12 protein-coding genes are annotated in these 12,808 nt (G+C 71.6%); 7 read left to right on the plus strand and 5 right to left on the minus strand.

Translation table 11 applies throughout. The features are described 5' to 3' along the window. Positions 1-55: 55 nt before the first annotated feature. Positions 56-1,180: a sugar ABC transporter substrate-binding protein gene (locus tag ACFWGZ_RS32570; protein WP_382455420.1), complete on the minus strand. Its 1,125-nt coding sequence runs from the start codon at positions 1,178-1,180 to the stop codon at positions 56-58. 423 nt (positions 1,181-1,603) lie between these two features. Beyond that, positions 1,604-3,289 carry a DEAD/DEAH box helicase gene (locus ACFWGZ_RS32575; protein ID WP_382455430.1) on the minus strand — a complete coding sequence of 562 codons (1,686 nt, stop codon included), beginning with the start codon at positions 3,287-3,289 and terminating at the stop codon, positions 1,604-1,606. 167 nt (positions 3,290-3,456) lie between these two features. Here ACFWGZ_RS32575 and ACFWGZ_RS32580 point away from each other — a divergent pair, with 167 nt between their 5' ends. Then, a complete protein-coding gene (locus ACFWGZ_RS32580) occupies positions 3,457-4,545 on the plus strand; it encodes a YihY/virulence factor BrkB family protein (protein WP_382455421.1) in 1,089 nt (362 codons plus the stop codon). Positions 4,546-4,616: 71 nt separating this feature from the next. On the opposite strand, the gene ACFWGZ_RS32585 is transcribed toward ACFWGZ_RS32580, so the two are convergent. Then, positions 4,617-4,865 (minus strand): DUF3039 domain-containing protein, encoded by a 249-nt coding sequence (locus ACFWGZ_RS32585; RefSeq protein ID WP_086667459.1) that lies wholly within the window; start codon positions 4,863-4,865, stop codon positions 4,617-4,619. A 31-nt stretch (positions 4,866-4,896) separates the two neighbouring features. Between ACFWGZ_RS32585 and ACFWGZ_RS32590 the strand changes: the two genes are divergently transcribed. Both ACFWGZ_RS32590 and ACFWGZ_RS32595 read left to right on the plus strand, forming a co-directional pair. Further along, entirely contained in the window at positions 4,897-5,799 is a 903-nt protein-coding gene (locus tag ACFWGZ_RS32590) for a pseudouridine-5'-phosphate glycosidase (protein WP_382455422.1), read from the plus strand. Further along, positions 5,796-6,671, plus strand: coding sequence for a carbohydrate kinase family protein (locus ACFWGZ_RS32595; RefSeq protein WP_382455423.1), 876 nt, complete (start codon positions 5,796-5,798; stop codon positions 6,669-6,671). The genes ACFWGZ_RS32590 and ACFWGZ_RS32595 overlap by 4 nt, the downstream gene beginning before the upstream one ends. On the opposite strand, the gene ACFWGZ_RS32600 is transcribed toward ACFWGZ_RS32595, so the two are convergent. Further along, the gene (locus ACFWGZ_RS32600) at positions 6,640-7,629 is read right to left on the minus strand and encodes a phosphotransferase (protein WP_382455424.1); all 990 of its coding nucleotides are present in this window, start codon (positions 7,627-7,629) and stop codon (positions 6,640-6,642) included. The genes ACFWGZ_RS32595 and ACFWGZ_RS32600 overlap by 32 nt on opposite strands. A 20-nt stretch (positions 7,630-7,649) precedes the next feature. Then, complete coding sequence (locus ACFWGZ_RS32605) at positions 7,650-7,964, minus strand: DUF3099 domain-containing protein (protein ID WP_382455425.1); 315 nt, start codon at positions 7,962-7,964, stop codon at positions 7,650-7,652. 92 nt (positions 7,965-8,056) lie between these two features. On the opposite strand from ACFWGZ_RS32605, the gene ACFWGZ_RS32610 reads away from it, so the two are divergent. From ACFWGZ_RS32610 to ACFWGZ_RS32625, 4 genes are all read left to right on the plus strand, one after another. Then, positions 8,057-9,541, plus strand: coding sequence for a PucR family transcriptional regulator (locus ACFWGZ_RS32610; protein ID WP_382455426.1), 1,485 nt, complete (start codon positions 8,057-8,059; stop codon positions 9,539-9,541). A 28-nt stretch (positions 9,542-9,569) separates the two neighbouring features. Continuing rightward, entirely contained in the window at positions 9,570-11,036 is a 1,467-nt protein-coding gene (locus ACFWGZ_RS32615; protein ID WP_382455427.1) for a methyltransferase, read from the plus strand. Further along, positions 11,033-11,458: a D-aminoacyl-tRNA deacylase gene (dtd, locus tag ACFWGZ_RS32620; RefSeq protein WP_382455428.1), complete on the plus strand. Its 426-nt coding sequence runs from the start codon at positions 11,033-11,035 to the stop codon at positions 11,456-11,458. Before ACFWGZ_RS32615 ends, dtd begins: the two co-directional genes overlap by 4 nt. Positions 11,459-11,695: 237 nt before the next feature. After that, positions 11,696-12,688, plus strand: coding sequence for a sigma-70 family RNA polymerase sigma factor (locus ACFWGZ_RS32625; protein WP_382455429.1), 993 nt, complete (start codon positions 11,696-11,698; stop codon positions 12,686-12,688). The last annotated feature ends 120 nt before the right edge of the window (positions 12,689-12,808 follow it).

Below are 12,808 nucleotides of genomic sequence, written 5' to 3' on the forward strand. Positions count from 1 at the left end.
GCCGGACGCGAGGGCGTCGGCGGCGGCGGTGTCGCCCTTGGCGAGGGCGCCGGTCCTACTTGATGCCGAGCTCGGTGCACGCGGCCTGGGTGTCGGCCACGCAGATCTCCGACGCCTTGACGAAGCCGGCGTCGACCACGGACTTGACCTTGTCCTTGGTGATCAGCTGCGCGGTGAGCAGCACGGACTTGACGTCGCGGTTGCCCTTGGTGTCCTTCGTCGTGCCGGACGCGAGGGCGTCGGCGGCGGCGGTGTCGCCCTTGGCGAGGGCGCCGGCCAGCTTGGCGGCGGCCTCGGCCTCGTCCTTGATCGGCTTGAAGACGGTCATGTACTGGTCACCGCGGAGCACGGCCTGCAGGCCGTCCGGGGTGGCGTCCTGACCGGTGACCGGAACCTTGCCGCTCAGGCCGACCTTCTTGAGAACCGTGATCACAGCGCCGGCGAGGCCGTCGTTCGCGGCGACGACGCCGTCCACCTTGCCGCCGTTGGAGGTCAGGATCTGCTCGAAGACCTGGCCGCCCTTCTGGTTGTCCCACGCGTCGATCGGCTGGGACTGGACCAGCTTGAGCTTGCCCGAGTCGTAGAGCGGCTTGAGGACCTTCTGCTGACCCTCGTGGAACAGGGTCGCGTTGTTGTCCGTGGGCGAGCCCTCGATCTCGATGACGTTCGCGCCCTGCGGTGCGGCCTTCATCGCCTCGGCCAGGCCCTGGCCCTGCAGCTCGCCGACCTTCACGTTGTCGAACGACACGTAGTAGGACGAGGAGCCGTTGAGGTTCAGGCGGTCGTAGTCGATGACCTGGATGCCCTGGGCCTGCGCCTTCTTGGCGACGGAGGCACCGACCTCGCTGTTGGGGGTCGCGATGATCAGGACCTTGACGCCGGCGTTGATCATGCCGTCGGCCAGGGTGCTGAACTTCTGGACGTCGCCCTGGGCGTTCTGGATGTCGGGGTCGAGCCCCTCCTTCTTCAGAGCCGCCTCGAGGAGGGGCTTGTCGAAGCCCTCCCAGCGAGCAGAGGAGGCGGTCTCAGGAAGGATCACGCCGACCTTTGCGCCCCCGCTGCTGCCAGAGTTCGAGTTCGAGGTTCCTCCGGTGCTGGAGGACGTGTTGGCGCCACACGCCGAAACCGCCAGGGCGAGGCCCGCGGCAACAGCGATGGAAGCGAGGTTCTTGCTGCGCATCCGCCATCCCTTTCACTGCGCTGTGTCACAGAGAATGTTGTGGCGCACAACGTATGCCGGACATATGCGTGACCGGAACCACACTGAATCGATTAAGTCGCAACGATGCGGTAACCACGCCGAAATTTAGTCACCGAGAGTCGTGAGGGCGTTACCACCGCGCTACTGCGCGCACCGGCGATATATTGGATATCGCGCGCAGGGGGTAACTCGCCCGTCATCTCCCGGTCATGTCCAGGTTGGTTGGTTGACGGGCGACAAGGAAGCCGCCGACAGGCTGGTGCTGCACGACGACGCGGCAGCAGCGCGTGACGACGTGGATGCACGAGTGCGTCCGAAAGGCGCTGCCCGGGGTGGGCCGGACGTGCGCGCAGGGCTCTGCCGGCCGCCGGAACGACGGCGTGCGAGCAGAGCCCGGTCGTCCTACCAGGAACGCAGGGTCGAGATCCGTTCCTCGAGCTGCTCGATGGTCGCCATCGCGGTGGGCGGCCCGCCGCAGTACTCGCGCAACTGGTTGTGGATCTTGCCGTGCGGCTTCTTCGTGCGGTGGTGGTGCATCGCGACGAGGGTGTTGAGCTCCTTGCGCAACGACGTGAGGCGTTCCTGCACACCCACGGGCCGTGCTTCGCGCACGGCGACCTCGGGCTTGGGGCGCTTCGCGGCGAGCGCCATCTGCTCCTCCTGCCGCTGCAGCAGCAGGGTGCGCACCTGGTCGGGCTCGAGCAGGCCGGGCAGGCCGAGGTACTCCTGCTCCTCCTCGGAGCCCGCGTGGGTCGGGGCGCCGAACGACGAGCCGTCGAAGATCACCTGGTCCAGCTCGGCGGTGGTGCCGAGCGCCGTGAACGCGCGCTCGTCCTCCCCCGGTTCGTCCTTGGCCTGGTTGGCCGCGGCCATCAGCTCGTCGTCCCAGCCGTCCTTCTCGCGGTGCGGCTTGCCCAGGACGTGGTCGCGCTCGGCCTCCAGCTCGGACGCGAGCTGCAGCAGCACCGGCACCGACGGCAGGAACACCGTGGCGGTCTCGCCGGGTTTCCGGTTGCGCACGAACCGGCCGACGGCCTGGGCGAAGAACAGCGGGGTCGACGACGACGTCGCGTACACGCCGACCGCGAGCCGCGGCACGTCGACGCCCTCGGACACCATGCGGACCGCGATCATCCAGCGCTCGTTCGTCGCGGAGAACTCGGCGATCTTGCCGGACGCCTTCGGGTCGTCGGACAGGACGAGCGTCGGGATCTGGCCGGTCACGCGCTCCAGCACCTGCGCGTAGGCCTTCGCCACGGTCTGGTCGGTCGCGATGACGAGACCGCCCGCGTCGGGCAGGCCGTTCTGCCGCTTCTGCGTGAGCCGCTGGTCGGCGGCGCGCAGCACGGACGCCATCCAGTCGCCGGCCGGGTCCAGCGCCGTGCGCCACGCCCGCGCGGTCTGCTCCTGCGTCAGCGGCTCGCCCAGGCGCGCGGTGTACTCCTCGCCCGCGCTGGTCCGCCACGACGCCTCGCCCGAGTACGCCAGGAACAGCACCGGCCGCACCACGCCGTCGCGCAACGCGTCGGAGTAGCCGTAGGTGTGGTCGGCCTTGGACGTCTTGAAGCCGCCGCTGCTCTCCTCGTACTGCACGAACGGGATCGGCGAGTCGTCCGAGCGGAACGGCGTGCCGGTGAGGCAAAGGCGGCGCACGGCGGGCGTGAACGCCTCGCGGATCGCGTCGCCCCACGACTTGGCGTCACCGCCGTGGTGCACCTCGTCGAGCAGCACCAGCGTCTTGCGGTTCTCCGTGCGCACCCGGTGCAACGTCGGGTGGGCGGCGACCTGCGCGTACGTCACGGCCACGCCGTGGTAGTCGCGGGAGGTCATCGCGTTGGTGTTGCGGAAGTTCGAGTCGATGTGGATGCCCTGCTCGGCGGCGGCCTTCGCCCACTGGTGCTTGAGGTGCTCGGTGGGCGTGACGATCGTGACGGTCTCGATCGTCCGGTCGGCCAGCAGCTCGGCGGCGACGCGGAGCCCGAAGGTCGTCTTGCCCGCGCCGGGGGTCGCGACGGCGAGGAAGTCCTGGGGCTTCGCGGCGAGGTACTTGGTCAGCGCCCGGCGCTGCCATGCCCGCAGCGGTCGCATTGCTGCTGTCGCTGTCACAGACGTGTTTCTCCTCATGTGCGCAGGTCAGACATGGCGTGGACAAGCAACAGCCCTCAGGCGGACCGTGGCCGAGGGCACCGCGAGCCTACCCGTTCCGGGCGTCGATGCCGCGAAACGCGGTCCCATGCACCATGCTTGACCCTGCGATGGGTTCGGCTACCGAGGACGACGCACGCAGGTCAGGCCGCAAGGGGCCGCTGCGCCTACTCGCGCGCACTCTGTCGAAGGCGTGGGAAGGCAACATCTTCTCAGAAGCGGCCGAGGCGGCGTTCTGGCAGACCCTGTCGTTCCCCCCGCTGCTGCTCGGCGTGCTGGGCTCGATGGGCTGGATCGGCACCTGGTTCGGGCCCGAGGTCGTGCTCGCCGTCCAGGAGAAGATCATCGGCTTCACCCGGACGATCTTCAGCTCCGACGTCGTCAACGGCGTGATCCAGCCCACGGTCGCGGAGATACTCTCGACCGGCAAGGGCGAGATCGTCTCCATCGGCTTCCTCATCTCGCTGTGGGCGGGCTCGTCGGCCATGTCGTCGTTCGTCGACGCGATCACCGTCGCCCACGGCCAGTACGGCGTGCGCAACGAGGTGTGGCAGCGTTTCTTCGCCCTGCTGCTCTACCTGGTCTCGCTGGTGGCGCTGGTGGTCGGCCTGCCGGTGCTGGCGCTGGGCCCGGACGTCCTGCCGCAGTTCTTCCCGGCGTCCTGGCAGCCCTACATCACCACGTGGGTCGGCCGCTTCTACTACCCCGGCGTCGCCCTGCTGCTCGTGCTGTCGCTGTCGGCGCTCTACAAGGTGGCGCTGCCGCGCAGGCTGCCGTACCACCGGGTGCTGCCCGGCGCGGTCCTCGCGATGGCCGTGTTCATCCTGTCGTCCATCGGCCTGCGCCTCTACATCCAGTGGATCACCACCACCGGCTACACCTACGGCGCGCTGGCGACGCCGATCGCGTTCCTGCTGTTCGTGTTCTTCATCGGCCTGGCGATCACGATCGGCGCGTACTTCAACAGCGCCATCCAGGACATGTGGCCCGCCCGCATGACCCGCCGCCAGCGCCGCCGGTGGCGCCGGCTGGAGATGGAACGCGCGGCCTCCCGCATCCGGGAGGAGAGCGTGCAGCCCCGGCGGGCGCCGCAGCAGGAGAGCTTCTCGGCGCCGTCGCCCGCCGACACGCAGCTCACGAGCCCGGTGCAGATCCAGAAGCCGCGGTCGTCTCCCGAGGAGGAGAAGCAGCGCGGATGACGGCAGCCGCGCCCGGTGCCCCTCCTCCGAGGCACTGAACGCGGCTGCGCGAAGTCCTGCGGGCCGGCGGTCTACTCGCCGCCGCCCTTCGGCAGGCCCTCGTAGATCTTCTTGCAGTCGGGGCACACCGGGGAACCGGGCTTCGGCGACCGCGTGACCGGGAAGACCTCGCCGCACAGGGCGACCACGTGCGTGCCCATCACGGCGCTCTCGGCGATCTTCGCCTTGCGCACGTAGTGGAACATCTTCGGGGTGTCGTCCCCGGTGTGGTCGGTGCCTTCCGGCCGTACGTCGACCTCGGGGAGAGTCTGGGTGCTCACGCGCCCAGGGTACCTGGGATGATGTCCCCTCGTGACCACGCTGCACATCGCCGAGGAAGTAGCCGCCGCACTGGCCGGGAACCGGCCCGTCGTCGCTCTCGAGAGCACCATCCTGTCCCACGGACTGCCCGCGCCGCGCAACCTCGCGGTCGCCGCACGCCTCGAGAAGGTGGTGCGGGAGGCGGGCGCCGTGCCCGCGACGATCGCCGTGCTCGACGGCGTGCCGCACATCGGTCTGTCGGAGGCCCAGCTCGACCGCGTGTGCAACGCGGGCGACCTGGTCAAGCTGTCGTTGCGCGACCTCGGTCCCGCCTGCGCGCTGGGCCGCAGCGGCGCGACGACCGTGGCCTCGACCACGGCGCTGGCCCACCGGGCCGGCATCCGGGTGTTCGCGACCGGCGGCCTCGGCGGTGTGCACCGCGGCGCGCGGGAGACGTGGGACGTGTCCGCGGACCTCGACGTCGTCGCCACGACGCCGGTGCTGATCGTCTGCTCGGGCGTGAAGTCGATCCTGGACATGGGCGCGACCCTGGAGGTCCTCGAGACCCGGTCCGTGCCGGTCGTCGGCTACCAGACCTCCCGCTTCCCGGCGTTCTACCGCCGCGAGTCGGACTTCGAGGTGCCGTGGCGGGTCGAGACCCCGGCGCAGGCCGCCGCCGTGTTCGCCGCCGGTGGCCGCGGCATGCTGCTCGCGAACCCGATCCCCGCCCCGTTCGAGATGGACTCCGCCCTGCACGACCGCCTGCTGGCCGAGGGCCTGCGGAAGCTGGCAGACCAGGACGTGCGCGGCAAGGACGTCACGCCCGTGCTGCTGGAGCACTTCCACACCGCCAGCGAGGGCGTCAGCCTCGACGCCAACGAGGAACTGGTCGTCCACAACGCCTCCGTCGCCTCGCAGGTCGCCGTCTCGCTCGTCGGGGAGCTCTTCCGATGAAGCCCGTGGTCGTCGTCGGCGATGCGGGACTCGACGTCGTGGCCCGCCACAGCGGCCCCATCGCCCACGGCGGCGACGTGCGCGCCAAGGTGACCATCGAGCCGGGCGGTGCCGGGGCGAACACGGCCGTGTGGCTGGCCGCGTGCGGCGCCTCGCCGGTGCTGGTGGCCCGCGTGGGCGCCGACTCGGCGGGCCGCCAGGTCCACGCCGAGCTGACCTCGGCGGGCGTGCAGTGCGCGTTCGCCGTCGACCCCGACCTGGCCACCTGCTGCGTCGTCGTCCTCGTCGACGAGGACGGCCAGCGCTCGATGCTGCCCGACCGCGGCGCGAACGCCCGCTTCTCCCCCGCCGACCTCGACCCCGGTCTGCTCGCGGGGCACGGCCACCTGCACCTGTCCGGCTACGTGCTGCTCGACGCCACGTCCCGGCCCGCCGGCCTGGCGGTGCTGGCGGCGGCGCGGGACGCGGGCTGGACGACGTCGGTGGACCCGCAGGCCGCCGTGCTGATCCACTCCGCCGAGGCGTTCCTCGACGACGTGCGCGGCGTCGACTTCCTGCTGCCCAACGCCGACGAGCTCCTCGCCCTGGCCGGCTCCGGCGAACCGGAGGCGGCCAAGGCCCTGCTCTCCCACGTCGGTGCCGTCGTGGTGACCTCGGGACCCGGCGGCGCGACGTGGGTCGACGCCGACGAGGTGGTTTCGGTCCCCGCTGAAGTCACCGAGTGCGTCGACTCGACGGGAGCGGGCGACGCGTTCGACGCGGGTTTCCTGGCGGCCTGGCTCGCGGGGGCGTCGAAGCGCGACGCGCTGCTCGGGGGTGTGCGCGCGGGGTCGCGTGCCGTCAGCGTCGTGGGAGCCCAGCCACCCCGATGAGCCCGGCCGCGGCGGCTCCCCAGCCCGTCGGGTCGTCGCCCGGCGGGACCATCGCGAGAGCGTGCCAGAGCAGGAGGGCGTCCCACCAGCCCTCCTCGGCGGCGGTCAGCGGGCGCACGGACCGGTAGCCGGCGAGGAGGGCGGAGCACACCCCGGGCGGGACCGGCCCCCAGTCGCGGAAGCGGGTGCCGAGCAGCGTCGCCGACCGGGCGAGCTCGACGACGCGGTGGTCGGGCGCCACCTCCTCGAAGTCGAGGACCGCCACGACCTCCCCCCGAGCGCACAGGACGTTCGCGGAGCGGAAGTCGCGGTGGACGAGCTGCACGGGCAGCGGGCCGGGCGGCGCGGCGGCGACCAGGCCGCGGAGCGCGTCACGGGCCGCCGCGGGCAGGTGACCGGCCTCGGAACCGAGCCAGCCGGTGATCCGGTCCGCCGGCGGCCTCGGTGGCCCGGCGGCGATCCGGCCGGCCTCGGGGTACTCCGCCAGCGCGTCCTGCAGGCGGGCGAGGACGGCGCCGGCCGCGCGGACCTCACCGGGATCGCCGGTGTCGAGCAGGCCCGCGTCGACCTCGTGCTGGAGCCCCAGCGAGGCTCCGTCGAGCTCGACCTGGAGACGGCCGTCCAGCGCGGGGACCGGGGCCGAGACCGGCAGCCCGCAGCCGTCGAGCCAGCGCGTGAGCCGGGCGACCTGCGCCAGGTGCGCGAAGCGCTCGGGCGCCACCGACCACTTGGCGACCAGCCGGCCGGACTCCGTGCCGACCCAGGCCAGCGCGTTGTGGTCGCTGATGACGATCCGTTCGCAGGAGAGGACGCGGACGCCCCAATGGTCGTGCAGCGCCCGCGCGACCCAGCGGGCGGCCGCCTCCTCGTCGGGGAGGCCGAACCTCAGGCCGAGCGCGGCACGCGGTTCGTGCGACTCCCAGAGCATCTCCAGCACCGGAGCGGGTGACTCGATCACCCGCTCCACTGAACACGAACCTAGCCGTCGATGACGGTGGTGCTCCTGCGCTCGATCGCGCGGCGCTCGACCTCGTAGCGGTTGGCCTTCTCGGCCTTGCGCGGCGGACGGTCGTTGGCGATCAGCACGGCCATCCACGGCAGCGGCACCGACAGCACGATGAAGAACAGGGCGAGCCACCAGGTGTGGGAGAACAGGGCCGCGAGGACCAGGCACGGGAAGCGCAGGCTCATCATGATCGCGTACTTCCTGCGCCGGGCGGCGTGCTGCTGCTCGTAGGACGGGGCCGCCTCGGTGATCAACACCGGGGTGTCGTTCCGGTCGGGACTGCTCACGACACACCTCGCCCAACTCCATCGGCAACGCCTCTCATCGTCGCACGTCCGGGTGACCGCCGGGGCACCCGGTCGGCGGTTAACATCCGCGGGTGGTCGCCCTTGATCGCCTCGTGGACGTGCTCGGCAGCCTGGGCACGCATCTGGCGTGCGCGCCGGGCGGCCGCGACGTGGAGCTGCGCGGGGTCGCCCTGCACGACCCGGCGGAGAACACGCCCGCGGCGCCGGGCGACGTCCTGCTGGGGCTGGGCATGCCGTCGGTGGCCGCCGCCGCGCGTCTCGTGACGTCGACCGCGGCGTCCGCGGTGGTGCTGCACGGCAGGCCGCCGCTCGACGAACGCGTCGTGGCGGCCGCGCGCAAGTCCGGGGCGGCGGTGCTGCTGGTGGACCCGTCGGTGCCGTGGAGCCAGCTCGCGAACGTCACGCAGACGCTGGTCAACGGCGGTACGCGCACCGGTGACCTGTTCGGGCTGGCCGACGTCATCGCGGGCGTGGTGGGCGGGCCGGTGACGATCGAGGATCAGCAGTCGCGCGTGCTCGCCTACTCCTACCGGCAGGAGGACGTCGACGCCGTCCGCGTCCAGACCATCCTCGGCCGGCGGGTGCCCGACCAGGCGCGGCGGGCGCTCGAGGAGTTCGGGGTGTTCACGCACCTCGCGTCGTCCGACGAGCCGATCTTCGTGCCGAAGCTGACCCCGCAGCTGGGCAACCGGCTGGTCGCCGCGGTGCGCGCGGGCCGGGAGCTGCTGGGGTCGGTGTGGGTCGAGGTGACGGGACCGGTCGACGCCGCGCGCAGCGCCGCGTTGGTGGACGGCGCGCGCACGGCGGCGTTGCACCTGCTGAGGTCGCGTGCGTCGACGGACCTTGAACGCCAGGCCGAGGCGGACCTGGTGATCAGGCTGCTGGAGCACCCGGAGTCGGCCGACGTCGCCCGGCTCGGACTGCCGTCCGCCGACCTGCGGGTGATCGCGGTGCAGGCGCACGCGGGCGAGGGCGAGCACGGCGCGGCGGTGCTCGCGTTCCAGCGCGCCACCGCGGGCTTCGGCTGGTCGCGGCCGGGGCGCAGCGCGCTGTTCGGCAACGTCCTCTACACCGTCATCCCCGCCGCCGACGACGCCGTCGCGTGGGTGCGGTCGCTGGAGCGGGAGCTGCCCGCCGAGGCGACGGTGCTCGCCGGGATCGGCGGACCGGCCGAGGCGACGCAGCTGCCGACGTCGCGGCAGGAGGCCGACGAGTGCCTCGCGCTCAGCAGCGGCGCGCCGGTCGTCTACGACGACGCCTGGGCGCGGGTCCTGCTGCACCGGCTCGGCGCCGTCGCCGAAGCAGGACGACTCCCGACCCGTGGACCGATATCCAACATATTGCGCTACGACGCCGAGTACGGGACGCAGTACGCGGCGACGTTGCGGGCGTGGCTCGCGGCGCAGGGCGACGTGCGGGCGGCGGCGCGGGAGCTCAACGTGCACCCGAACACGCTGCGGTACCGGATGCAGAAGATGGCGGAGGTGACGCCGCTGCCCCTCGACGACCCCGACCAGCGGCTCGCGATGGCGATCGCCCTCCGGATCACGCGCTGACACCGGTGGCGTGACAGCATCTCCCCCCGTGCACCCCGATCTCTCACCCGACCTGTGCGCCCGTCTGCGCGAGGCCTTCCTGACCGCCGGCTACACCGCGGACGGCGTCGTCGACGCCCTCGGCCCGCAGGCCCACTCCGCCCTCGGCCGCGGTGAGCCCGAGCCCGCCCGCCGCGCCAGCAGGGACTCCGGAACGCTCGGCACGCTGGTCCGCCTGTTCCTGCTGGGCGACCACGAGCCGGAGCAGGACGTCCGCAAGGCGCTCGCCGGCGTCGACCTCGACGACGCCGTCCGCAACGAGGTGCTCGCCACCGGCACCGCGGGGGACTTCCGGGCCGGGCTCGACGTGCGGCCGTACGAGGACAACTGGTGGGTCGTCGCCGACCTCGACTCCGACGTGCGCGGCGGCTCGGTCCCCGAGGACCACGTGCTCGGCGTCGGCCACGCGTCCATCAGCCTCGCCCGCGCCACCAGGCGCACGCCGGTCGGCACGCTGCTCGACCTCGGCACCGGATGCGGTGTCCAGGCCCTGCACGCCGGCAAGCACGCCGAGCGCATCACGGCGACCGATCTGTCCGAGCGCGCGCTCCGGCTCGCACAGGGCACGTTCCGCCTCAACGACCTCGACGTCGAGACGCTGCAGGGCGAGTGGTTCGGCCCGGTCCGCAACCGGCGGTTCGACCAGGTCGTGTGCAACCCGCCGTTCGTCGTCGGCCCGCCCCGCGTCGACTACGTCTACCGCGACTCCGGCCTGGGCGGCGACGACGCGTCGGCGCTGGTCATCCGGCAGCTCCCGGCGTTCCTGAACGAGGGCGGCGTCGGCCAGCTCCTCGCGTCGTGGGTGCACCGCAAGGGCGAGGACTGGGAGGAGCGCGTCTCCGGCTGGCTGCCGCGCGGCGGGATCGACGCGTGGTTCGTGCAGCGCGACATCGCCGAGCCCGCCCTCTACGTCGGCACGTGGCTCAAGGACGCGGGCGTCGACCCGCGCAGCCCCGAGGGCCGGCAGAAGGCCGCGGCGTGGCTCGACTGGTTCGAGGAGAACCAGGTGCAGGGCGTCGGCTTCGGCTACGTGACGCTGCGGCGCACGGACGAGATGCACTCCCAGGTCGTGTGCGAAGACCTGCGCCACGCCTACGACGACCCGCTGGGCCCGGAGGCGGCGCGCTGGCTCGACAACGTCGCGTGGCTGCGCGCGAACCCCGATCTGCTCGGGCAGCGGTTCCGGGTCGCGGACACCGTCCTGCTCGAGGAGGTCTCCGAACCGGGCGAGGACGGCTGGCGCAAGGTCGTCGCCCGGCTGCACCGCACGGACGGCCCCGGCTGGCAGCACGAGGTCGACGAGGCGACCGCGAAGCTCGTCGCCGGCTGCACCGGCGCGCTGCCGCTCGAAGACCTGCTCGCACTGCTCGAGTTCGCATACGGAGAAATCGATGCAGAAGCCGCGTTGCCGATCGTTCGTGATCTCGTCCGGCACGGAATGTTGATTCCCGCGTGAAAGCGGTTGTGGCGCGCGTCACAGAGGCGAGTGTGGAAGTCGCCGGGGAGATCATCGGCGCGATCGGCGAGCCCGGATTGCTCGTGCTGCTCGGCGTCCACCACGACGACACGGACGCGCACGCCCGCAAGATGGCGCAGAAGCTGCACGGGCTGCGCATCCTCGACGACGAGCAGTCGTGCGAGTCCACCGGCGCTCCGCTGCTGGTCGTCAGCCAGTTCACGCTCTACGGGGACACCCGCAAGGGCCGCCGTCCGTCCTGGACGGCGGCCGCCCGGCCCGAGCACGCGGAGCCGTTGATCGACGCCGTCGTGGCAGAGCTGCGCCAAAGGGGCGCGCATGTGGAAACGGGACGATTCAGGGCCGATATGGCGGTGCGGAGCGTGAACGACGGTCCGTTCACGGTGCTCGTGGAGGTCTGAGGAAACAGTTCTCAGCCAATCCTCAGATTGGTCGCGCAACCGCTGTGACAGCGGTGACGTCTTCAGGTCATGGAAGTCGGGAACGAATTCGGAATCGCGTTCGTTACCCAGGTATCAGCCAGCGAGCGACGGGATCCCCAGCGGGCCCGCCGCGACACCGGCAACCAGGGCGCAGCGCCGCGCCGCCTTGACCGCAAGCGCGACTCGTCGCCGCCCGCAGCAGGGGGAGGGAGATCCATGACCGTCACGAGGATCTCCGACCGTGAAGTCGGAGAGAACACCACCGTCGCCGTCGCCGAGCACGAGCTCGACGCCCAGGGGCCGGCAGCAGATCTCGTTCGAGTCTACCTGAACGGCATCGGCAAGACCGCGCTGCTCACCGCCGAGGAGGAGGTGGAGCTCGCCAAGCGCATCGAGGCCGGTGTGTTCGCGCAGCACGTCATGGAGACGGCCAAGCGCCTCACGCCCACCCGCCGCGACGAGCTGGGGGAGCTCGTCCGCGACGGCCGCAGGGCCAAGGACCACCTGCTCAAGGCCAACCTGCGCCTCGTCGTGTCGCTGGCCAAGCGCTACACGGGCCGCGGCATGCCGCTGCTGGACCTGATCCAGGAGGGCAACCTGGGCCTGATCCGCGCGGTCGAGAAGTTCGACTACACCAAGGGCTTCAAGTTCTCGACGTACGCGACGTGGTGGATCCGCCAGGCGATCACCCGCGGCATGGCCGACCAGGGCCGCACCATCCGCCTCCCCGTCCACCTCGTCGAGCAGGTGAACAAGCTCGCGCGGATCAAGCGCGACCTGCACCAGTCGCTCGGCCGCGAGGCGACGAACGAGGAGCTGGCGAAGGAGTCCGGCCTCAACGTCGACAAGGTCGCCGACCTGCTCGACCACGCCCGTGACCCGGTATCGCTCGACATGCCGGTCGGCACGGAGGAGGACGCTCCCCTCGGCGACTTCATCGAGGACTCGGACGCGACCGACGCCGAGAGCGCCGTCATCTCCGGCCTGCTGCAGGACGACCTGCGCCGCGTGCTCGCGACGCTGGAGCCGCGCGAGCAGGCGGTCATCCGGCTGCGCTACGGCCTGGAGGACGGCCAGCCGCGCACCCTCGACCAGATCGGCAAGCGGTTCGGGCTCTCGCGCGAGCGCGTGCGGCAGATCGAGCGCGAGGTCATGTCCAAGCTCCGCCAGGGCGAACGCGCCGCGAAGCTGCGCGCCTACGCCTCGTAGTCGCTGGTCCGCATCACTCGGTCGGCAGTATTGACTTGTGACTCAACTCACGGCACGGTCGGGCGTTACCAGAGCCACGCCACGCCCGTCGTGAGTCGGGTTTCGCACGCGAAGGAAGGT

Source organism: Lentzea sp. NPDC060358, from assembly GCF_042725365.1.
Classification (GTDB): domain Bacteria; phylum Actinomycetota; class Actinomycetes; order Mycobacteriales; family Pseudonocardiaceae; genus Lentzea.

What these genes read in the sequence shown, in the direction of transcription:
- ACFWGZ_RS32570 (WP_382455420.1), bottom strand. Translation starts at nt 1,180, where the DNA reads ATGCGCAGCAAGAACCTCGCTTCCATCGCTGTTGCCGCGGGCCTCGCC.
- ACFWGZ_RS32575 (WP_382455430.1), bottom strand. Translation starts at nt 3,289, where the DNA reads ATGCGACCGCTGCGGGCATGGCAGCGCCGGGCGCTGACCAAGTACCTC.
- ACFWGZ_RS32580 (WP_382455421.1), top strand. Translation starts at nt 3,457, where the DNA reads ATGGGTTCGGCTACCGAGGACGACGCACGCAGGTCAGGCCGCAAGGGG.
- ACFWGZ_RS32595 (WP_382455423.1), top strand. Translation starts at nt 5,796, where the DNA reads ATGAAGCCCGTGGTCGTCGTCGGCGATGCGGGACTCGACGTCGTGGCC.
- ACFWGZ_RS32625 (WP_382455429.1), top strand. Translation starts at nt 11,696, where the DNA reads ATGACCGTCACGAGGATCTCCGACCGTGAAGTCGGAGAGAACACCACC.